The sequence below is a fragment of the Paraburkholderia sp. SIMBA_053 genome (assembly GCF_046534895.1).
GTDB lineage: Bacteria > Pseudomonadota > Gammaproteobacteria > Burkholderiales > Burkholderiaceae > Paraburkholderia > Paraburkholderia caledonica.
This window is the reverse complement of record NZ_JAWRXU010000003.1, coordinates 322,244-342,390: the sequence shown is the minus strand read 5'-3', so window position 1 is coordinate 342,390 and position 20,147 is coordinate 322,244. Positions and strand designations below refer to the sequence as shown.

Genomic DNA, 20,147 nt, shown 5'->3' with positions numbered 1-20,147 from the left:
GTGTCCGAGGCAGAGATTCTTGAACGCATCCGCGCCATCTTCAAAGAGAACTTCGCAATCGAGCCCGAGCGCGTGACGCCCGACGCCCATCTGTTCGAAGACCTCGATCTGGATAGCATCGACGCCGTCGATCTCGCGATCAAGCTGCAGGAAATGACCGGCCGCCGAATCAAGCCGGAAGAGTTCAAGTCGGTGCGCACGGTCGGCGACGTGATCGGCGCTGTCGAATCCCTGCTGGCGGCCCAAGGCTGATGCCGGCAGTGCGCTCGGGAACGCCGGCGGCTGCGACTGAAGCGCCTGCTTCCGGCGCCTCGTCCACCGGCGGGCGTCATTGGGTCAAGGCAGTCGTGCAAGTGCTGGTGAAGCTCGCCTATCCGGCGTTGATCCTGTGCGCGTGGCGGTGGGACACGCCGCGTTATGTCGGCTGCATGCTGTTCGCGATCCTGTGGTTGCAGCGCTGGGCCGGCAGCGGCCCGGTCGCGACATCGCTGCGCCGCCTCTCCGCAATCGACTGGACGGTGGTCGGCTTGCTGAGCTGCGCGTCGGCGGCAATCGTGTGGACCAACAGCGAGCTGTTGTTGCGCCTGTATCCATCGCTCGTCAATCTCGGACTGCTGATCGCGTTCGGCGCGACGCTCGTGCACGGGCCGTCGATGATCGAAAAGTTCGCGCGCCTCGGCAACCCCGATCTGCCACCGGGCGCAGTGCGCCATACGCGGCGCGTTACTCAGGTGTGGTGTGTGTTTTTTCTGCTGAACGGTGCTTTCTCCGCTTATACCGCGCTCTACTGGAGCCGCGCGAGCTGGTCGCTCTATAACGGCGCGATTGCTTACGTGCTGATCGGTGTTTTGCTGATCGCCGAGGTCATATGGCGCTACCTCGTGGTGCTGCCGCGCGCAGCACGTTCGGAGGCGGCATGATCGCGTTGCACGACCTGTTGTCGACTCCGTTGAGTACAGCGGCTGCCGCTACGCCCGTATGCCGCGATCGCGGTTTGCTGCTCGATCGCGCCGCGTTTCGCGCGCGCGTTGCGACGCTGCGGGCGGCGGTGCAATCGCAGGCCGCGCAACGCTACGCATTGTGTATCGACGATCCCTTCGATTTCGCCTGCGCCTTATTTGCGCTGTTCGCATGCGGCAAGGAGCCGGTGATTCCTGCGAACGCGACGCCCGGCTATCTCGCCGACCTCGCCGATGCTTACGACGTCGTGCTCACCGACGCCACGCTGGCGCCGCATGTGCAAGCCGCCGCCGACGACGACGCCGCTCAAGCTCTGGGCACACATATCGACCCGCAAGCACCGCTTACGCTCTATACGTCGGGGAGCAGCGGCCGTCCCAAGCCGATTCGCAAAACGCTCGCGCAGTTCAACGCCGAGGTGCATACGCTCGAAAAGCAGTGGGGTGCGCTGGTCGGCGACGCGACGATGCTTGCGAGCGTCCCGCATCATCACATCTACGGTCTGCTGTTTCGCGTGATGTGGCCGCTGGCCGCCGGCCGCGCATTCGACCGTGAGATCAGCATCGAACCGCTGCATCTGCAAGCGCAACTCGCGCAGTGCGGCGCGGCGGTGATCGTGTCGACGCCCGCGCAGTTATCGCGCTGGCCTGCGCTGCCTGGCTTCGCCGGATTGACGCCCGCACCGCGCGCTTTTTTCTCGTCGGGCGGTCCGCTCGCGCTCGAAGCCGCGCACGAATATGCGGCGGCTTACGGCGCCGCGCCGCTCGAAATCTATGGCAGCACTGAGACCGGTGGCATTGCGTGGCGCCGCCAGGATCAGACGGATGCATGGCAACCGGTGACCGGCATCGAAGTGCGCCGCGACGAAGACGGTGCGCTCAGCGTGCGCTCACCGCATCTGGACCACGACGGCTGGCATCGCACCGACGACCGGATCGCATTCGACGAGCAAGGCCGCTTCCGCTTGCAAGGCCGCCTGGATCGCGTGATGAAGCTCGATGGCAAGCGCGTGTCGCTGCCGGAACTTGAAGCGCGCTTGGCGCTGCATCCATATGTCACGCAAGCGGCAATCGTGCCGCTCGAGGGCGGCGTGCGTGAGCGCGTCGGCGCTGTCGTCGCGTTGACCGAAGCAGGTAATAAAGCATTGCGCGACGAAGGCCGCGTGCTGCTCGCGAAAACCTTGCGCCGACATCTCGCCGATTATTTCGACGTCGTCGTGTTGCCGCGTCACTGGCGCTTTCGTCTTGCGTTGCCGTTCGACGCACGCGGCAAGCTGCCGGTCTCGGCGGTCGCGGCGACGTTCGAGCCGCGCGCCGAAGGCGTCGAAGTGCTGGCTGAAGCGCGCGGTGGCGACACCGAAGAGACACTGCATTTCGAGTTGCGCGTGCCCGCCACGCTCACCCATTTCGCCGGCCACTTTCCGGGCTTGCCGATTCTGCCGGGCGTTGTACAGATCGATTGGGCGATGCGGCTTGCAGCCGAGCAACTGCCTTGCGTGCGCGGTTTTACGTCGATCGATCGATTGAAGTTCATGGCGCCGGTTGGGCCGGGCGCGGTGCTCAAGCTCACGCTCGCGCACGATCCCGCACGTCAGCGCGTGCAGTTCGCGTACCGGGCGAACGAGCGCGAATGTGCGTCGGGCGTGATCGTTTACCGGGCGGACGCATGATGAATTTTGCTCCCTGCATCGTGATCCCGATCTACAACCACAAAGACGCAATTGGTGCGACCGTCGCGCATCTCGCGGTGCACGGCTTGCCGATTTTTGTCGTCGACGACGGCAGCGACGAGGCCACGCAGCAGGTGCTCGCAGAACTCGCGAGCGAGTACGCGGCGCAGCTCACGTTACTGCGCCTGCCCGTCAACGGCGGCAAAGGCGCGGCGGTGATGGCGGGGTTGCGCGCCGCGCGCGACGCCCACTACACGCACGCGTTGCAGATCGACGCCGACGGCCAGCACGACGCCACCGACGTGCCGCGCTTCATCGAAGCGGCGCGCGTCGAACCGGGTGCGGTGATTCTCGGCCGTCCCGTCTACGACGAGAGCGTGCCGAAAGCGCGTCTCTACGGCCGTTATCTGACGCATGTCTGGGTGTGGATCGAAACGCTTTCGCTGACCATTCGCGATTCCATGTGCGGCTTTCGCCTGTATCCGCTTGCGCTGGCTTGCGATCTGATCGACAGCGTGCAGTTGCCCACGCGGATGGACTTCGACATCGAAATTCTCGTGCGCCTTTACTGGCGTCGCGCCGCATTCCGCTCGATTCCCACGCGCGTCACCTACGCGAGCGACGGCGTTTCGCATTTCGACGTGCTGTGGGACAACGTGCGTATCAGCCGCAGCCACACGCGGCTCGTGTGCGGCATGCTGGCGCGTCTGCCCATGCTGCTCGCGCACAAGTTCATGCCACGGCGTGCCGCGCCAGCCGGTGCACGAAGCAAACAGAGCGGCGGCGCCGAGGCTCAGGACTGGTGGCGTATTGCCGAACGCGGCAGTCATCTGGGCATGTCATTGCTCGCGCTCAGTTGCAAGCTGTTCGGCCGCCGCTTCACCGGGCTGTGGCTGCATCCGATCGTTGCGTATTTCCTTTTGACGGGACGTGCCGCGCGCGAGGCGTCGGCGAACTACTTCAGGCGTCTGCACGAGGCCGAACCGCGTGGCGATACGCCTCGCCCAGGCTGGCTCTCCGCGTATCGTCACATGCTGGCATTCGCCCAATCGGGCTTCGACAAGCTCGCCGCGTGGTCCGGGCGCGTCAACAACGCGGACGTCCAGTTCGAAGATCCTTCGGCGTTCGAAGCATTGGTCGCGAGCGGCAAGGGCGCGCTGGTTATCGGCGCGCATCTCGGCAATCTGGAGATGACTCGTGCGCTCGCCGCACAGGGCGCGTATGCGAAAGTCACGGCAGTCGTCTATACCGAACATGCGCGCCGCTTCAACAGTGTGCTGGCCTCCGCGAATAGCGAGTTCACGCGGCACCTGCTGGAAGTCGCCGACTTCGGGCCCGAAACCGCGATGATGATGCAGGAGCGCGTCGACGCGGGCGAGTTGCTGGTGATCGTCGGCGACCGTGTGCCGGCGCACGAAGCCGGCCGCACCACCGAGGCGCGTTTCCTCGGCGCGACTGCGCCTTTCGCGCAAGGTCCATATGTGCTCGCGCATGCACTCGGCTGTCCGGTCTACCTGTTCTTCTGTCTGAAAGAACACGACGGTTATCGTCTTTATTTCGAGCCGTTCGCCGAGCGCATCGAATTGCCGCGCCGCGAACGCACGCAGCATCTCGCGGCCTGGGCGCAGCGTTATGCAGTGCGTCTCGAACATTACTGTCGCAAGGCACCTTATCAATGGTTCAACTTCTTCGATTTCTGGGCTCGCCCCAAGCGAGACGCGAATGGCCGAACATGACCTGATCGACGCGCCGGATGCCGGCGCGCATGCGGCTTCCAACGGCGATAGCCACGCGGCTCGCGTCGTGATCGGCGGGCGCAAGCTGAGTATCGAAGAAGTCGTCGCGATTGCTCAGCATCGCGCGCCGGTTGCGTTGAACGCAGACCCGGCATGGCGCGCCCGTATTCAACGCGGCGCGGATTTTCTGCGCCGCCATCTTGCCGCGGGCGAGACGGTCTACGGCGTCAACACCGGTTACGGCGACGCCTGTGTGGTGGACGTGCCGATGGAACTCGTCGAAGCGTTGCCGTTGCAACTCACGCGTTACCACGGCTGCGGCATGGGCCAATATCTCGACGATGCACAGACGCTCGCCGTCATCGCCGCGCGTCTGAATTCGCTCGCCTATGGTTTTTCAGGCGTGCGCCCGGTATTGCTCGAACGCCTCGCGGACCTCGTCAATCATCGCGTGCTGCCGCGAATTCCCGCCGAGGGTTCGGTCGGTGCGAGCGGCGATCTGACGCCGCTCTCGTATGTCGCCGCAGCACTCGCGGGCGAGCGGGAAGTCATGTTCGAAGGACGTCTGCGCGACGTGCGTGAAGTGTGGAACGAACTCGGACAAACGCCGCTTACGCTCGCGCCGAAAGAAGGCCTCGCACTGATGAACGGCACAGCGGTGATGACCGGCCTCGCGTGTCTGGCGTTCGCTCGCGCGGATCATCTGACCCGGCTCACTGCGCGCCTGACCGCGCTTTGCACCGTCGCGCTCGACGGCCGCGCCGCGCATTTCGACGCCACGCTCTTCGAGGTGAAGCCGCACGCCGGCCAGGCGCAAGCAGCCGCATGGATACGCGACGATCTGGAAGGCCGCGACGATACGCCTGGCCACCGTTTGCAGGACCGTTATTCGATCCGCTGCGCGCCACATGTGATCGGCGTTGCGCGTGATGCGCTGAGCTGGGTGCGTCGCGATATCGAAAACGAACTGAACAGCGCAAACGACAACCCGTTGATCGATCCCGACAACGAGCGGGTACTGCACGGCGGCAACTTCTATGGCGGTCATATCGCATTCGCGATGGATTCGCTGAAAGTTGCGGTCGCCAATCTCGCCGATCTGATGGACCGGCAACTGGCGCTCCTCGTCGACGTCAATTTCAATAATGGCCTGCCGCGCAATCTGACTGGCGCCGCGCCTGCGCGCGCCGCGATCAATCACGGCTTCAAGGCCGTGCAGATTTCGTCGTCCGCGTGGACTGCCGAAGCGCTCAAGAACACGATGCCCGCGAGCGTGTTCTCACGCTCGACCGAGGCGCACAATCAGGACAAGGTCAGCATGGGCACTATCGCCTCGCGCGACTGTTTGCGCGTGCTGGAGTTGACCGAGCAGGTTGCTGCCGCGCATACGCTTGCAACGGTTCAGGCTGCACGTTTGCGCTTGCGCTTCGACAGCGCGACGCCGGTGCCTACGGCGTTGCGAACGTTCATGGAAAACGTCGGCGCGCAATCGCCTTTCGTCGACGAAGATCGCGCGCTCGAACACGATTTGCGCGCGCTGACCGTGCGCATCGCCGCATGCGGGTTGTTGCAGGATTATCGCGGAGGGCCGCAAACATGAGCATGACGGAAAGCGCGACCCGCAAGGTACTGAGCGCCAGTGCAATAGTGGAGGTGCCGTTCCACGACGTGGATGCGATGAATGTGTGCTGGCACGGCCATTATCTGAAGTACTTCGAGATCGGCCGTGCGGCGCTGCTGCGCGCATTCGATTACGACTACCGCGAGATGCAGGCGTCCGGTTATCTGTGGCCGATCGTCGAAGCGCATCTCAAGTATGTTCGCCCGGCTACGTACGGTCAGAAGATCGACGTGCGCACCCAACTGCTCGAACACGAAAACCGCCTGAAAATAGGCTACGAAATTATCGACTGCGAATCGGGCACGAGGCTCACCAAGGGCTATACGATCCAGGTGGCGGTCGATGCCGCCACGCAAGAGTTGCAGTTCGTGTCGCCGCCGGTGGTCTTCGAGAAACTGGAGCGCGTATGGCGATAACGAATTCCGGCGTGCGATTGTTGAACGGACTGCGTGCCTGTGCGTTTTCGTTTGCGGTGGCCAGCGCGTTGAGCATGCCGGCGTGGCCGGTGTGTGCCGCGTCTACAGACGGCAATCCCGCGTTGGTCTCGCAGGTCGCATCGCATCTCGCCCAGGCCAAAGGCGTGCGCGCGCAATTCACGCAAACGCAGACGCTGGCCGCGATGAAGCAGCCGCTCGTCAGTACCGGATCCTTGTTGTTCCTGCGTGAGCGCGGCGTGATCTGGCATATCGACACGCCGTACAAAGCCACTTATGTCATCACCGATGCAGGCGTCGCCGAAATCAATGCCAACGGTCAGCGCGTCACGGCGCACAGCGCGCAAGGCACGCGCGGCGTCGCGCAAGTTTCGAAGATGATGCGTGCAATGCTCGGCGGCGATCTGTCCGCGCTGTATTCCCAATTCGACGTGCAGGCCGAGGGCAGCGCCGCGCACTGGCGCATGCAGCTGACGCCGAACCAGCCGCAGCTTGCGCAGTCGATCAAAGGCTTGCAGATGAGCGGCGGAGACTTCTTGCAGAGTTTGCGTATCGCGCTCGCCAACGGCGATACGACGCAACTCGAATTCAGCAAGAGCGAGGCGGTGAGCGAACCGGCCGCGGCCGAACGCAGTCTGCTCGGGGCGCCCTGATGGACCTGCTGCAACACAGGTCCGCAAAAAACGCGTGGGGCATGCGCGCCGCGTGGCTGCTGCTCGCGCTCGTCGCGGCGCTGTATTGCGGCTGGCGTTTTTCCGGACCGTCGCCGTTGCAGACGAATTTGCTTGCGCTGCTGCCTGCAACTGAGGCAGATCCGGTCGCCGAGAAAGCGGTCGATACGCTGGCGGGCGCTCTCGGCGACCGCACGGTTTTTCTCGTCACCAGTCACGACGATGCGCACGCCAAAGCGGCGGCAAAGCAACTCGGCGCTTCGCTGCAAAAAAGCGGGGCGTTCGCTTCGGTGACGGCGGAGTTGCCGCCATTCGATCTGTCGCAGATTGCGGCGCTGTATCTGCCATATCGTTTCGGCTTGCTGACACCTGCTGACCGCGCGGCAATCGCGAGCAGTAAGGCGCCGGACGCCGCGTTGCGCGACGCGCTCGCCCAACGCATCTATAGCCCATTGCGCGGCGGGCTCACCACGTCGCTTGCCGACGATCCATTCGGCTGGCTCGAACACTGGCTCGGCAATCTGCCGCTCGCGACATCGAATCTCGAACTCGAAGACGGGTTGCTGGTATCGCATCAAGGCACTGCGACGAGCGTACTGATCGTGGCCACCTTGCCAGGCTCCGCTTATGAAACCAAAACGCAGCACGCGGTGCTCGCGGCGCTGTCGCAAGGCGAAAGCGCGTTGAAGCAGGCATTCCCCGACGTGTCGGTCGCACGAACCGGCGCCGTGTTCTACGCCGAGTCGGCGCGCAGTGCATCGGAACGCGAAGTGCATCTGATCGGCGTCGCGTCGCTCATCGGCATCGCGTTGTTGATGATGTGGGTGTTCCGTTCGCCGCGTCTGCTCCTGCTCGGCTTCGTCTCGACCGCGCTCGGCATCGTCTGCGCGCTTGCGGTGACGCTGCTCGTATTCGGCAAGTTGCATCTGCTGACGCTCGTATTCGGCGCAAGTCTGATCGGCGAAGCTGTCGACTATTCGATCCAGTATTTTGTCGTCTATCTCGGTGCCGGGCGCGATTGGGATGCGCGACGGGGCGCACGTGCGGTGCGTCCCGCGTTGAGCGTAGCGCTTGCCACGAGCCTGCTTGGTTACGCGATTCTCACGTGGGTGCCGTTTCCCGCGCTCAAGCAGATCGCATGTTTTGCGATGGCGGGCATCGTGACGGCGTTCGCCTCGGTGATGTGGCTGTTGCCCGCGTTGCTGCCGCACGCGCCGAAGCGCAGTCCCCGGCGACTCTTCGAACGCTCGGCGCGTTTGTTGAGCGCATGGCATTGGTTGATCGGCGGCAAGCGTGCCTGGATCGTCGCCGCGCTGTTGCTGATCGTCGCGATTCCCGGCTGGTTGCGTCTCACGAGCGACGACGACGTTCATCTGCTGATCCAGCGCGACCCGTCGCTCGTCGCGCAAGAGGACAAGGTGCGCAACGCGGTGGGGATCGACAACAGCGCGCAGTTTTTCGTCGTGCGCGGTGAGACGCCGGAGCTCGTGTTGGAGCGTGCCGAAGCGCTGGGTGCAAAACTCGACGCACTTGGCGGCACGCCGAACGGGGTGGGCGGTTATCAATCGGTCGCGCAGTTCGTGCCGTCCGCGCAGCAGCAGAACAGAGACCGCGCGTTGCTCGCGCAGCATGTGTTCGACGACACGGCGGCATTGCGCGCCACGTTGCTGCAAGCGGGCTTCAAGGACGAAGTCGCTGACGCGTGGATCGCAGCGGAAAAGAATGTGCAAACGAAACCGCAATCTCTTCTGACCGTGGACCAGTGGCTCGCCGCGCCGTGGTCGCAACCATACCGACATTTGTGGCTCGGCCAGGTCGATGCGGCGACGAAAGCGTATGCCGCCGTCGTGATTCCGCAAGGCGTGACACCGCGCAACGAGGCCGCCTTGATCGCGACCGCGCGTTCAGTGCCAGGCGTGGCTTTTGTCGACAAGGCCGCGAGCGTGTCGAAGCTGTTCGGTGCGTATCGCGTGGACAGCGGCTGGTGGCTCGGCGGCGCGCTGACATTGGTGCTGATTCTGCTGATCGTGCGCTATGCCCGGAAGCAACCGGACTCGGGGCACGTCGCGAACGAAGTGCCGCTCGCACATCGCATGCGCGGCGGCATCGCCGTGACGCTGCCCGTACTGCTCGCAGTAGGCGTCACGCTGGCGGTATTCGGCTACGCTCGTGTGCCGCTCAATCTGTTCAACTGGCTGGCGCTCATGCTCGTGCTCGGCGTCGGCGCGAACTACGCCGTATTTCTGCGTGAAGGGTGCCTGCGCACGGACGCGGATCTCGGCGCGGTGTGGACGGGCGTGCTGCTTTCGGCCGCCACCACGCTGTTGTCGTTCGGCATGCTTGGCATGAGCGCAATGCCTGCGCTAAAGAGTTTTGGCGCGACGCTCGCGCTCGGCATTGCGGTCTCGGTGCTGCTCGCGCCGATCGGCATGCCATCGGAATCCAGGAGGGCCGCATGAAAGCGCCACCAGTTTATTTGCACGCGCTCGGCATGATCAACGCGCTCGGCGGCGACCTCGACAGCATCGTGCCGGCGCTCGCCGCGAGCCACGCGCGAGGCATGGCGGCCGTGCATACGGGCATCGGCGACGCGTTTGTGGGCAGCGTCCTGACGCCGCTCGATCTCGCTCCGCCCGCCGATCTCACGCGTTACGACTGCCGCAATAATCGCTTGCTGCTCGCCGCGCTCGCGCAGATCTCGCCTGCCGTCGACGCCGCGCGCGAGCGCTACGGCGCGCATCGGATCGGCGTGGTGCTCGGCACCAGCACATCCGGTATCGAAGCGGCTGAGGCGGCGTTCGTGTATCAGGCGCAAGCGGGCGACTTGCCGGCGAACTTCAACTACCGGCAGATGGAAATCGGCACGGCCGCGCCCTTCGCGGCGGCGGCACTCGGCTTGAAAGGCCCCGCGTTTACGATCTCGACGGCCTGCACGTCGAGCGCGAAAGCGTTCGCGTCGGCCCGGCGTCTGTTGCAATTGCAGATGTGCGATGCGGTGGTGGTGGGCGGTGTCGATTCATTGTGCGAACTGACGGTGCAAGGCTTTGCGTCGCTCGAATCGACCAGCGGCGAGCGCACCAATCCAATGAGCCGCAATCGTTGCGGCATCAATGTCGGCGAAGGCGCGGCCGTGTTTCTGATGAGCCGCGACGAAGCGTCGGTGCGCCTCGCGGGTGTCGGCGAATCGAGCGACGCGCATCATATTTCGGCCCCCGATCCGCAAGGCGTGGGTGGCGAAATGGCGCTGCGCGAAGCGATCACGGATGCGGGCATCGCGCCGTCGTCGATCGGTTATGTGAACCTGCACGCCACGGCCACGCGCAAGAACGACGAGATGGAAGCGAACCTGATGTCGCGTGTGTTTCCCGACGGCGTCGCGACGAGCGGCACGAAACCGCTGACCGGCCATCAACTGGGCGCCGCGGGCGCGACCGAACTCGGCTTCGCCTGGCTCACGCTCGCGCGCGACGACGTTGCACTGCCACGCCATATCTGGGACGGTGAAGCGGACCCCGCGCTGCCCGCGCTGGAACTCGTCGAAAGCGAACGGTTTTTGCGGCGCGGCGAGGGCGCTCAATACGTAATGAGCAACTCGTTTGCGTTCGGCGGCAGCAATGTCAGTCTGATTCTTGCACGGTAAGGCGCGATGAACTCGACACGAAGCATTGACGAACTGCTGCAGCAACCTATCGAAGCGATCATCCCGCATCGCGGCACCATGCTGCTGATCGACGCCGTCACCGCGTTCGACGAACAGACACTGAGCGCGCGCGCAACCGTGCATGCCGATGCCTGGTATGCGGACGCGCAAGGCGCGATGCCCGCGTGGATCGGCATCGAGTTGATGGCGCAGTCGATCGCCGCGCATGTCGCGTTGCTCGCCATGCGTGGCGGTGGCCGCGCGCGGCCCGGCGTGCTGCTCGGTTCGCGCAGCTACAAGGCGTTGCAGCCGTCGTTCGCAGGCGGCGCGCAACTGCTGATTCACGCAACGGAATTGCTGCGCAGCGACGAAGGCCACGGTGCATACGAATGCACGATTCATCACGACGACGTGTGTTGCGCCGAGGCGGTGATCAAGGTCTTCCAGCCGTCCGATTTTCAGTCATTCATCGAAGGGAGTTTCAATTCATGAGCCGGCGTGTTCTCGTTACCGGCGCAAGCCGCGGCATTGGCCGCGCGATTGCGTACCAGTTGGCTGCCGACGGCTTTGCAGTGTCCGTGCACTGCCGCACGGGGCGCGCTGAAGCCGAGGCAGTGGCGTCGGGCATCGCCGCTCAGGGCGGCACTGCGCGGGTGCTGCAATTCGACGTGCGCGAGCGCGCGGTGTGCCGCGATGTGCTCGAAACCGATGTGGCGGCGAACGGACCGTACTACGGCATCGTATGCAGCGCAGGCGTGACGCGCGACGCCGCGTTCCCGGCGCTCACCGACGAAGACTGGGACGTCGTGATCGAAACCGGTCTCGACTCGTTCTATAACGTCGTTCATCCGCTGACCATGCCGATGGTGCGTGCCCGCAACGGAGGGCGCATCGTGACTATCGCGTCGGTATCGGGCGTGATGGGCAATCGCGGTCAGGTCAACTACAGCGCGGCAAAGGCCGGCCTGATCGGCGCGACCAAGGCGCTCGCGGTGGAACTCGCGACGCGCAACATCACCGTCAACTGCGTGGCGCCCGGTCTCATTGAAACCGGCATGCTCGACGAGATGCCGCTCGAACACGCATTGAAGACGGTGCCGATGAATCGCGTCGGCCAGCCTGCCGAGGTAGCGTCCGTGGTCAGCTTCCTGATGTCGGATGCGGCCTCGTATGTGACTCGCCAGGTGATCGGCGTCAACGGCGGGATGGTCTGATGAAGCGAGTCGTCATTACCGGCATGGGCGGCGTCACGGCGCTCGGCGATAGCTGGGACGCAATCGAAGCGCGTCTGAAAAGCGGCGTGAACGCAGTGCGGCGCATGCCCGAGTGGGACTACTTCGAATCGTTGCATACGCGGCTCGCATGTCCGTTGCCGCAGTTCGTCACGCCCGCGCATTATCCGCGCAAGAAGACACGTTCGATGGGCCCCGTGTCGATGTATTCGGTGCGCGCAAGCGAACTCGCGCTTGCAGATGCGGGCCTCGCCGACGACGCGAGCATCAAGGACGGCCGCATGGGCGTCGCGTACGGCTCGTCGTCGGGCTCGGTGCAGCCGATCCGCGCGTTCGGCACGATGCTCGAAAGCGGCTCGATGAGCGACGTCACGTCGAACAGCTACGTGCAGATGATGCCGCACACAACAGCCGTCAACGTCAGCCTGTTCTGGGATCTGAAAGGGCGGATCATTCCCACGTCGTGCGCGTGCGCGTCGGGCAGCCAGGCAATCGGCTACGCATATGAAGCGATTCAGACGGGCAAGCAGACGCTGATGCTGGCGGGCGGCGCGGAAGAATTGTCGGGTCCGGCGGTCGCCGTATTCGATACGTTGTACGCAACCAGCACGCGCAACGACGAGCCTCATCTGACGCCGCGTCCATTCGACGCCGCGCGCGACGGCCTCGTGGTCGGCGAAGGCGCCGCTACGCTCGTGCTCGAGGAATACGAGCACGCGGTGGCGCGCGGTGCGCGGATTCACGCGGAGATCGTGGGCTTCGGCTGTAACTCGGACGGCGCGCATATGACGCAGCCCACGGCGGAAACCATGGCGTTCGCGATGCAGCTTGCCCTGAAAGACGCAGCGCTTCCGCCCGAGGCGATCGAGTATGTGAACGCGCATGGCACGTCCACGGATCGCGGCGATGTCGCGGAGAGCCACGCAACCGCGCAGACATTCGGCGAGCGCATGCCGATCAGTTCGCTGAAAAGCTATGTGGGCCACACGCTGGGCGCGTGCGGCGCGCTCGAAGCCTGGTGGACCATCGAGATGATGAAGCGCAACTGGTACGCGCCCACGCTGAATCTGCAGGACGTGGACGCGGCCTGCGCGCGGCTCGATTACATCATCGGGACGGGGCGCGAGATCGACGCCGAACTGGTGATGAGCAACAACTTCGCGTTCGGCGGGATCAACACGTCGCTCATTTTCAGGCGTGTTCGATGAGCGTGGCGTTGCAACGCGTGGTCGTTACCGGCATGGGCATCGTGTCGTGCCTCGGCAATTCGCTCGACGAAGTGTCGGCTGCATTGCGCGCGGGGAAGTCGCGCATCGAACGAGTCGAAGCATGGCGTGAGCGCGGCTTTGCGTCGCAAGTCGCGGGCGTGGCGTCGGTCGCTAATGAAGCGCCTTTCGAGCGCAAGCTGGAGCGCTTCATGGGCGATACCGCGCGCTTTGCCTGCCATGCCGCGCGCAAGGCGATCGACGATGCCGGGCTCGATGCGGCGATGCTGCGCTCGCCGCTTGCCGGCACCGTAATCGGCTCGGGCGTCGGCACGATGTCGAGCTACGACGCCGCGATGACCGTTGCCAACACGCGCGGCGTCGATAAAGTGCCGCCTTACACGGTGCCGCATGCAATGAGCAGCACAGCGTCCGCGAACGTCGCGCAGGTGTTCGGGCTCGAAGGCGTCGGCTATTCGCCGTCGTCGGCATGCACGACTTCCGCGCTCGCCATTGGCCAGGCGATGCAACTGATTCAGACCGGCCGCCAGCAGATCCTGCTCGCGGGCGGTAGCGAGTCGCTGCACGACAACATGACGCTGATGTTCGACGCGATGGGCGCGTTGTCGCGCCGCTCCAACGACGCGCCCGAGCGCGCGTCGCGCCCTTACGATACGAAGCGTGACGGTTTCGTGATCGCGTCGGGCGGCGGCGTGCTCGTGCTCGAAGCGCTGGACCACGCATTGGCGCGGGGCGCGCGTATCTACGCGGAACTCACGGGGTTCGGCGACTGCACGGACGCCGGCATGGTCACGCCGCGCGCGGCAGGCATCGCCCGCGCCGTGCGCGGCGCGCTGGACCAAGCGGGCAAGCGTCCGGACTACATCAACACGCATGCGCCTTCCACGCCGCTTGGCGACGTCGAGGAACTGCATGCGTTGAGGCAGGTGTTCGGTGCCGCATCGGAGCGCGGTGTGCCCGCGTTTTCGTCGACCAAGGGCATGACCGGGCATCCGCTTGGCGCATGCGGCGCACACGAGGCGATCTATACGTTGCTGATGATGCGCGACGGGTTTATTGCAGGCACCACGGGGATCGATTCGGTGGAGCCGGAAATCGACGGCATGTCGCTCGTGCGTGAGACGCGTGACGCGCGCATCGGCTCGGCGATGTCGGTGTCGTTCGGCTTCGGCGGAAGTTGCGCGAGCCTGATGTTCGAGGCATGGCAGGGCGGCTGAAACGGTCGCGATTCTAAAAAACGAGGGTGATAAAAATGAAAAGAACATTGGTGCTGGGTGCATTGACGATTGCAGCCGCGACGCTGACGGGATGTGCGACACAGGTGAAGTCGCTGCCGCTCGCGGCCGCGGGCGGTGAATCGCGCGGCGGCGTTCCCGTGTATTTCGGTGAGCAAAGCCATCCGGCCGTGAAGCGCGGGTTGGGCGACGTCTCATACTCGGTGCGCATCGCGCGCAAGGTCGCGGGCCCCGACGACGCATGCCGCGAGGCGCTTGCCGAGGCGATCGGCAAGCTTCGCGCGGCGGCGCGCGAGCGCAATGCGAATGCGGTGATCGACGTGACGACGCGCTTTCACAGCAGCGAAAGCAATTCGTCCAGCGAGTTCACTTGCGGCGTGAGCCCGAGTGCCGCCGCGATCGCGATCAGCGGACGGCTCGCTGTGCTCGAGGCGAACTGATTTGCAGGGCAGTGAATGCGGGAATCGTAAAACCCATAACAACCAGGAAGGAGTATCAATGAAACGTCATCTGATGTTCGTCACACTCGCCGCTTCTTTTTCGATGCTGAGCGTCGCACCGGCTTTTGCGCGGGACTCGGTGGGTACCTATCCGATCAACGATGCGTTGCATAGCGAGCCGGGCAAGGTCGGCGACGACATACAGTTGTATTTCGCGGGCCAGCGGCATCCGGCCGTCGCGAAAACGATCGGCGAATTTGCGACGAACAAGAAGACCAACGCGTTCGGCAAGAGCGATGAGGCCGCATGCCAGCACGTGTTCCTGTCGGCGGTGATCGAGTTGCAGGATCGCGCGCGCAAGGAAGGCGGCAACGCGGTGATCAACATCAAGAGCAACTACAAGAACGAAGTGCGCGAAAGCGCGACTGAGTTCACCTGCGGCGCGGGTGCAGTGATTGCGGGCGTGGCGCTGAAGGGCGACGTCGTCACGCTGCGCAAGTAACGCAACCTGGCCGACTCAGACGGTCTTCACCGCCGCGACATTGACGAGCGTCTCACGGCGCTTGCCGGGTTGCGGACGGTAAAGGCCGAGCCGTTCGAGCAGACCGAAGTCTTTCGCGCGGCTCCACCAGAGGTACGGCAGGGACACGTTGCGTTCGGTAAAGCTGAAGCCGCCGCGACGAATCATGTCGAGATAGCCGTCCGCGCTTTTTTGCACGTGCATTGGATGACGAAACAGCAGCCGGATCACCCACGACCTGATGTACGCGTCAGTGGATTCGGCGAACAGCAGCACGCCGCCGGGCTTCAACACGCGGCGAAATTCGGCGAGCGCGCGGTCCTGCTCGACGAGATGATGGAAAGTCTGATGGCAGAACACGATGTCTGCGCTCGCATCGGGCAGCGGCAGCGCCGCGCAGTCGCCGTGCAGCAGTTCGATGTCGGCGACCTTGTCGCGGCAGGAGTTGGCCGCATTGGCCGCGAGCGCAAGCGACGGTTCGTGATAGTCGATGCCGACGATGCGGCGCGGCTCGAACGCATCGGCAAGCAGGCGAAACGAAATGCCTTGTCCGCAGCCAACGTCGACGATGACGGGCGCTGCGGGCAACGGCGTATCGATCAGGCGCTTGAGGTCGTTGATCGCGACGCGCAACACATGATGTTCCCATGTGTGAGTACGCAGGAACCAGATTCCAAATGCCGTTTCCGGCACGAACGGCACACTGGATGTTTGAGACGGCGGCACGCTGGACTCCCCGGTGAAATATTTATTGCTGCTAGAGATGCAATGTAACAGGACGTAAGGATGCAGCGTATTGCTGCGTCGGGCAAGCAAACGATTGAGGCGAACTTGAGTACACATGACATGAAGCACACGGCGGAACACACGACGGTCGACGTCGCGATCATCGGCGCCGGCCCGGCCGGTGCAGTGGCGGCCGCGTTGCTGCGCAAAGCGGGCCGCTCGGTGCTCGTGCTGGAGCGCCAGCACTTTCCGCGTTTTTCGATTGGCGAAAGCCTGCTGCCGCAAAGCATGGCTTATCTGGAAGAAGCCGGCATGCTGCAAGCAGTGATCGAGGCCGGATTCCAATACAAGAACGGCGCGCAGTTCGTGTATCGCGGCCAATCTTCGTCGTTCGATTTCCGCGACAAGCACACGGCGGGGTGGGGCACGACGTATCAGGTGGAACGCGCGGTGTTCGACGAGATCCTGATTCGCTGCGCAGCGGAGCAAGGTGCGGATGTGCGCTTCGGGCATACGGTGCAGGCCGTGCATACCGGCGAGGGCACGGGTGCCGCGCCGCGTGTCGACGTGATCGACGAGGCCGGTCATGCGTATCAGGTCGAAACGCGTTTCATATTCGATGCAAGCGGCTTTGGCCGTGTGCTGCCGCGTCTGCTCAACCTGGAGGCGCCCACGCGCATGCCCACGCGCGCCGCACTCTTCTCGCATGTCTACGACGGCCTCCCCGCGGGCGCCCACGACCGCAACAAGATCTGCGTGGCAACGCATCCCGAGCGCCGCGACGTGTGGTTCTGGATGATTCCGCTTGCGGGCGGACGGTCGTCGGTGGGATGCGTCGCCGAGTCGAGTTTTCTCGACGTGCCGCCAACGGAGCGCGAGCCGAAGTTGCGTGCGCTGATCCAGAAGGAGCCGACGTTTAACCGGTTGATCGGCGACGCGCCTTTCCTGTTGCCTGTGCGGCATATCGGCGGCTACTCGGCGAATGTCGAGCGTCTGCACGGACCGGGTTATGCGCTCCTTGGCAACGCGGGCGAGTTTCTCGACCCCGTGTTCTCGTCGGGCGTGACGATCGCACTGCGCTCGGCGCATCTGGCGGTGCAGACCTTGAACCGCCAACTGGATGGCGAGCAGGTTGACTGGTCCGCGAATTACGACGTGCCGTTGCGCAAGGGCATCGACACATTCCGCGCGTTTGTCGAGCGCTGGTACACGGGCGAATTGCAGGACATCATTTTCTATCCCGACCAGACACCGTCGATCCGCCGCATGATCAGCGCGGTGCTAGCGGGCTATGCGTGGGACGAATCCAACCCGTATGTCGCCGACCCGGTGCGCAGGCTCAATGCCTTGCATGAGGTTTGCACGCAGCGCTGAGTCCCCGCGGGTGGGGCATGCATTGAACGTAGAAATTGAAACGGCGCTTCCTCGTCATGCAAGGAAGCGCCGTTTTTATTTAGAAGCAGCGAAAACCACCAAGCCGCATTCGAGCGGCAATCAGGCCGCGAATCGAGCGACGCGCGGCGCGTGCTGCCGCACGTCGTCGCGGCGATGCACGCGCTTGCCGGCCGCATACGTTTCATAGACCGCGCGATCGTCGCCGAGCAGCGCGAAGGCGAACAGCAATTCTTCGAGCGACTCCGTGCGCGCCGTGCGGCGCGCGAGCAGCGGCGTTGCTCGAGGATCGAGCACGACAAAGTCCGCTTCCGACTTCGGCCTGAGCGTGCCCACCTTGTCTGCGAGATCGAGCGCTTCGGCCGCGCCCGCGGTCGCGAGATAGAACATGCGCGTGGCCGTCAAATGGTGACCCGTCAATCGCGCGACCTTGTGCGCTTCGTTCATTGTCTGCAGCATCGAGAACGACGTGCCGCCGCCGACGTCCGTGGCGAGTGCGATCGGCATGTTAGCTTCGTCGGCCTTGTCGAAATCGAACAGACCGCTGCCGAGGAACAGGTTCGACGTCGGGCAATGCGACGCGACCGCGCCGGTTTGAGCCATGCGTTGCCGGTCTTGCGCGTCGAGATGAATGCAATGCCCGTACACCGCGCGGCGGCGTAGCAGGCCGTAGTGGTCGTAGATGTCCAGATAGCTGCGGTGACCGGGGAAAAGACTGTTGACCCATTTCACTTCGTCGGTGTTTTCGGCGACGTGACTCTGGATGAACACATCCGCATGCTTGCCCGCCAGCACGCCGCAAGCTTCCAGTTGCGCTTCGGTCGAAGTCGGCGCGAAACGCGGCGTGAGCGCGTACATCTGACGGCCGCGGTTGTGCCAGCGGCTGATCAGCTCGGCACTGTCGTCATAACCGGATTGCGCGGTGTCGCGCAGGAACTCCGGACAGTTGCGATCCATCAGCACTTTGCCGGCCACCATGCGCAGATTGCGCGCCTCGCTTTCGGCAAAGAGCGCGTCGGCCGACTCCTTGTGCACCGTGCAATAGACAAGTGCGGTCGTCGTGCCGCAAGACAGCAGTTCTTCGAGGAAGAAGCTTGCCGTATCGCGTGCATAAGCCTGATCGGTGAAACGGCGCTCGGTCGGAAACGTGTACGTGTCGAGCCACGGCAACAGGCCAGCCGCAGGCGACGCGATCATGTCCGTTTGCGGGTAATGAATGTGCGTGTCGATGAAGCCCGGCACGATCAGCTTGTCGCGCATGTCCTGAACCGGCGTGCCCGGCGCGAGTCGAGACGCGAGCGCCGCGTACGCGCCCGCTGCGACGACATGGCCGTCTTCGACGATCAGAAGGCCGTCCTCATTGAAGATCGCCGCGTCGGGCGAGCGCGACGGATCGCCGTTGAAAGTCAGCAACTGCGCGCGGAATGCGGATTGGGCCGGGTTAGCCGTTGTAGCCGGGTGAGTCATGAGAAAACCGTCTCCGAATGTGAAAAGCTGAGCAGCGTGGAGGGCCGTGTTGCGATGCCCGCGCTGCAATACATCGGCCCTTTAATGCGGGCCGCTTTGATTCCAATGCGCGTCGAGCTTCGCGATCAGTTCCGCGCGCTCTTGCGGCGTAACGAACGACGCTTCGAAACCGTTGCGGATGATCGTGTAGACCTCGGCATCGTCGAGCTTCAATGCGTCGATGGTCGCCGCATAGTTGGCGTTCACATAGCCGCCGAAATACGCCGGATCGTCGGAATTCACCGTGACGGCGACGCCGCGATCGAGCAGGTCTTTCAGCGTGTGTTTTGTCATGTCGTCGAACACGCAGAGCTTGAGGTTCGACAGCGGACACACCGTCAACGCGACGCGCGTGTCGGCGAGACGCGCGACGAGCACCGGGTCTTCGATGCTTCGCACGCCATGATCGACGCGGTCCACCTTGAGCAGATCGAGCGCTTCATAGATATACGACGGCGGTCCTTCCTCGCCCGCGTGCGCGACGAGCTTCAAGCCGAGCGCACGCGCTTTTGCGAAGACACGTTCGAACTTCGACGGCGGATGGCCGCGCTCCGACGAATCGAGCCCCACGCCGATCAGTCGATGCTTGTACTGGTCGAACAGCGGCCGCGCTTCTTCGAACGTTGCAAGTGCGTCTTCTTCCGACAGGTGACGCAGGAAGCACAGAATCAGCTTGCTCGACATGCCGTGTTTTTCCGCGTCCGCGAGCGCGCGCTCAATGCCGGCCACAACCGTCGCGATGGGCACGCCGCGCTCGGTGTGCGTCTGCGGATCGAAGAAAATCTCGCTATGAATCACGTTGTCGGCGAGGCAGCGCTCGACATACGCCATCGTCATGTCATAGAAGTCCTGCTCGTGCAGCAGCACGCTCGCGCCGGCGTAATAGATGTCGAGAAACGATTGCAGATCGGTGAATGCATAGGCTGCGCGCAGTGCTTCGATCGAGTCGTAAGCGAGCTTCACGCCGTTGCGCTCGGCAAGCGCGAAAATCAGCTCGGGTTCGAGCGAGCCTTCAATGTGAATATGCAGCTCGGCCTTCGGTGCGAGCATGGCCTTTTCGATGAGGGACGTAGCGGTTGTTGTGTTCATGGTCGGTCAGAAGTTTGTTGGTGTCGTTGTGCGCCGGATGCGTAAGCGTG

Annotated in this window: 19 protein-coding genes; 16 read left to right on the top strand and 3 right to left on the bottom strand. The window is 63.9% G+C overall.

Features of this window, described 5'->3' with window-relative positions:
* Genes SB753_RS13555 through SB753_RS13485 form a run of 15 tightly spaced genes read left to right on the top strand, consistent with a single transcriptional unit; the run spans position 1 to position 15,366 of the window.
* Positions 1-252, top strand: a complete 252-nt coding sequence (locus SB753_RS13555) for an acyl carrier protein (protein ID WP_020069032.1) — start codon at positions 1-3, stop codon at positions 250-252.
* Positions 252-920 (top strand): membrane protein, encoded by a 669-nt coding sequence (locus tag SB753_RS13550; protein ID WP_020069031.1) that lies wholly within the window; start codon positions 252-254, stop codon positions 918-920. Before SB753_RS13555 ends, SB753_RS13550 begins: the two co-directional genes overlap by 1 nt.
* Positions 917-2,629, top strand: a complete 1,713-nt coding sequence (locus SB753_RS13545) for an AMP-binding protein (protein ID WP_410800526.1) — start codon at positions 917-919, stop codon at positions 2,627-2,629. The genes SB753_RS13550 and SB753_RS13545 overlap by 4 nt, the downstream gene beginning before the upstream one ends.
* On the top strand, positions 2,629-4,365 hold the full coding sequence (locus SB753_RS13540; RefSeq protein ID WP_410800525.1) for a glycosyltransferase family 2 protein: 1,737 nt from the start codon (positions 2,629-2,631) through the stop codon (positions 4,363-4,365). The genes SB753_RS13545 and SB753_RS13540 overlap by 1 nt, the downstream gene beginning before the upstream one ends.
* Entirely contained in the window at positions 4,352-5,965 is a 1,614-nt protein-coding gene (gene hutH / locus SB753_RS13535) for an HAL/PAL/TAL family ammonia-lyase (protein ID WP_410800409.1), read from the top strand. Before SB753_RS13540 ends, hutH begins: the two co-directional genes overlap by 14 nt.
* A complete protein-coding gene (locus SB753_RS13530) occupies positions 5,962-6,402 on the top strand; it encodes a thioesterase family protein (protein ID WP_310067935.1) in 441 nt (146 codons plus the stop codon). Before hutH ends, SB753_RS13530 begins: the two co-directional genes overlap by 4 nt.
* The gene (locus tag SB753_RS13525; RefSeq protein WP_020069026.1) at positions 6,393-7,073 is read left to right on the top strand and encodes a LolA family protein; all 681 of its coding nucleotides are present in this window, start codon (positions 6,393-6,395) and stop codon (positions 7,071-7,073) included. The genes SB753_RS13530 and SB753_RS13525 overlap by 10 nt, the downstream gene beginning before the upstream one ends.
* The gene (locus tag SB753_RS13520; protein WP_410800408.1) at positions 7,073-9,550 is read left to right on the top strand and encodes an MMPL family transporter; all 2,478 of its coding nucleotides are present in this window, start codon (positions 7,073-7,075) and stop codon (positions 9,548-9,550) included. Before SB753_RS13525 ends, SB753_RS13520 begins: the two co-directional genes overlap by 1 nt.
* Positions 9,547-10,731 carry a beta-ketoacyl-[acyl-carrier-protein] synthase family protein gene (locus SB753_RS13515; protein ID WP_410800407.1) on the top strand — a complete coding sequence of 395 codons (1,185 nt, stop codon included), beginning with the start codon at positions 9,547-9,549 and terminating at the stop codon, positions 10,729-10,731. Before SB753_RS13520 ends, SB753_RS13515 begins: the two co-directional genes overlap by 4 nt.
* Positions 10,732-10,737: 6 nt before the next feature.
* On the top strand, positions 10,738-11,223 hold the full coding sequence (locus SB753_RS13510; protein ID WP_087752772.1) for a hotdog family protein: 486 nt from the start codon (positions 10,738-10,740) through the stop codon (positions 11,221-11,223).
* Positions 11,220-11,945 (top strand): 3-ketoacyl-ACP reductase FabG2, encoded by a 726-nt coding sequence (locus SB753_RS13505; RefSeq protein ID WP_020069022.1) that lies wholly within the window; start codon positions 11,220-11,222, stop codon positions 11,943-11,945. Before SB753_RS13510 ends, SB753_RS13505 begins: the two co-directional genes overlap by 4 nt.
* Positions 11,945-13,171 (top strand): beta-ketoacyl-ACP synthase, encoded by a 1,227-nt coding sequence (locus tag SB753_RS13500; protein ID WP_410800406.1) that lies wholly within the window; start codon positions 11,945-11,947, stop codon positions 13,169-13,171. Before SB753_RS13505 ends, SB753_RS13500 begins: the two co-directional genes overlap by 1 nt.
* The gene (locus tag SB753_RS13495) at positions 13,168-14,406 is read left to right on the top strand and encodes a beta-ketoacyl-[acyl-carrier-protein] synthase family protein (protein ID WP_410800405.1); all 1,239 of its coding nucleotides are present in this window, start codon (positions 13,168-13,170) and stop codon (positions 14,404-14,406) included. Before SB753_RS13500 ends, SB753_RS13495 begins: the two co-directional genes overlap by 4 nt.
* Before the next feature lie 35 nt (positions 14,407-14,441).
* Positions 14,442-14,864: a hypothetical protein gene (locus SB753_RS13490; RefSeq protein WP_027804797.1), complete on the top strand. Its 423-nt coding sequence runs from the start codon at positions 14,442-14,444 to the stop codon at positions 14,862-14,864.
* Positions 14,865-14,922: 58 nt separating this feature from the next.
* The gene (locus SB753_RS13485; RefSeq protein WP_410800404.1) at positions 14,923-15,366 is read left to right on the top strand and encodes an excinuclease ABC subunit A; all 444 of its coding nucleotides are present in this window, start codon (positions 14,923-14,925) and stop codon (positions 15,364-15,366) included.
* 15 nt (positions 15,367-15,381) lie between these two features.
* Here the strand turns inward: SB753_RS13485 and SB753_RS13480 are convergent, their stop codons facing one another.
* On the bottom strand, positions 15,382-16,110 hold the full coding sequence (locus SB753_RS13480) for a class I SAM-dependent methyltransferase (RefSeq protein WP_310352563.1): 729 nt from the start codon (positions 16,108-16,110) through the stop codon (positions 15,382-15,384).
* A gap of 120 nt (positions 16,111-16,230) precedes the next feature.
* On the opposite strand from SB753_RS13480, the gene SB753_RS13475 reads away from it, so the two are divergent.
* Positions 16,231-17,484: an NAD(P)/FAD-dependent oxidoreductase gene (locus SB753_RS13475; RefSeq protein ID WP_410800524.1), complete on the top strand. Its 1,254-nt coding sequence runs from the start codon at positions 16,231-16,233 to the stop codon at positions 17,482-17,484.
* Positions 17,485-17,604: 120 nt separating this feature from the next.
* On the opposite strand, the gene guaD is transcribed toward SB753_RS13475, so the two are convergent.
* Together guaD and SB753_RS13465 are read right to left on the bottom strand one after the other, a co-directional pair.
* Positions 17,605-18,969: a guanine deaminase gene (gene guaD, locus SB753_RS13470; RefSeq protein ID WP_392394241.1), complete on the bottom strand. Its 1,365-nt coding sequence runs from the start codon at positions 18,967-18,969 to the stop codon at positions 17,605-17,607.
* 81 nt (positions 18,970-19,050) lie between these two features.
* The gene (locus SB753_RS13465) at positions 19,051-20,097 is read right to left on the bottom strand and encodes an adenosine deaminase (protein ID WP_410800403.1); all 1,047 of its coding nucleotides are present in this window, start codon (positions 20,095-20,097) and stop codon (positions 19,051-19,053) included.
* Between the last annotated feature and the right edge of the window lie 50 nt (positions 20,098-20,147).

Excerpts from the sequence above, each read along its gene's own strand:
- SB753_RS13510 (WP_087752772.1), top strand. The coding sequence starts at position 10,738 with ATGAACTCGACACGAAGCATTGACGAACTGCTGCAGCAACCTATCGAA.
- guaD (WP_392394241.1), bottom strand. The coding sequence starts at position 18,969 with ATGACTCACCCGGCTACAACGGCTAACCCGGCCCAATCCGCATTCCGC.
- SB753_RS13505 (WP_020069022.1), top strand. The coding sequence starts at position 11,220 with ATGAGCCGGCGTGTTCTCGTTACCGGCGCAAGCCGCGGCATTGGCCGC.
- SB753_RS13475 (WP_410800524.1), top strand. The coding sequence starts at position 16,231 with ATGAAGCACACGGCGGAACACACGACGGTCGACGTCGCGATCATCGGC.
- SB753_RS13465 (WP_410800403.1), bottom strand. The coding sequence starts at position 20,097 with ATGAACACAACAACCGCTACGTCCCTCATCGAAAAGGCCATGCTCGCA.
- hutH (WP_410800409.1), top strand. The coding sequence starts at position 4,352 with ATGGCCGAACATGACCTGATCGACGCGCCGGATGCCGGCGCGCATGCG.
- SB753_RS13530 (WP_310067935.1), top strand. The coding sequence starts at position 5,962 with ATGAGCATGACGGAAAGCGCGACCCGCAAGGTACTGAGCGCCAGTGCA.
- SB753_RS13525 (WP_020069026.1), top strand. The coding sequence starts at position 6,393 with ATGGCGATAACGAATTCCGGCGTGCGATTGTTGAACGGACTGCGTGCC.
- SB753_RS13490 (WP_027804797.1), top strand. The coding sequence starts at position 14,442 with ATGAAAAGAACATTGGTGCTGGGTGCATTGACGATTGCAGCCGCGACG.
- SB753_RS13520 (WP_410800408.1), top strand. The coding sequence starts at position 7,073 with ATGGACCTGCTGCAACACAGGTCCGCAAAAAACGCGTGGGGCATGCGC.
- SB753_RS13485 (WP_410800404.1), top strand. The coding sequence starts at position 14,923 with ATGAAACGTCATCTGATGTTCGTCACACTCGCCGCTTCTTTTTCGATG.
- SB753_RS13545 (WP_410800526.1), top strand. The coding sequence starts at position 917 with ATGATCGCGTTGCACGACCTGTTGTCGACTCCGTTGAGTACAGCGGCT.
- SB753_RS13500 (WP_410800406.1), top strand. The coding sequence starts at position 11,945 with ATGAAGCGAGTCGTCATTACCGGCATGGGCGGCGTCACGGCGCTCGGC.
- SB753_RS13550 (WP_020069031.1), top strand. The coding sequence starts at position 252 with ATGCCGGCAGTGCGCTCGGGAACGCCGGCGGCTGCGACTGAAGCGCCT.
- SB753_RS13515 (WP_410800407.1), top strand. The coding sequence starts at position 9,547 with ATGAAAGCGCCACCAGTTTATTTGCACGCGCTCGGCATGATCAACGCG.
- SB753_RS13495 (WP_410800405.1), top strand. The coding sequence starts at position 13,168 with ATGAGCGTGGCGTTGCAACGCGTGGTCGTTACCGGCATGGGCATCGTG.
- SB753_RS13540 (WP_410800525.1), top strand. The coding sequence starts at position 2,629 with ATGAATTTTGCTCCCTGCATCGTGATCCCGATCTACAACCACAAAGAC.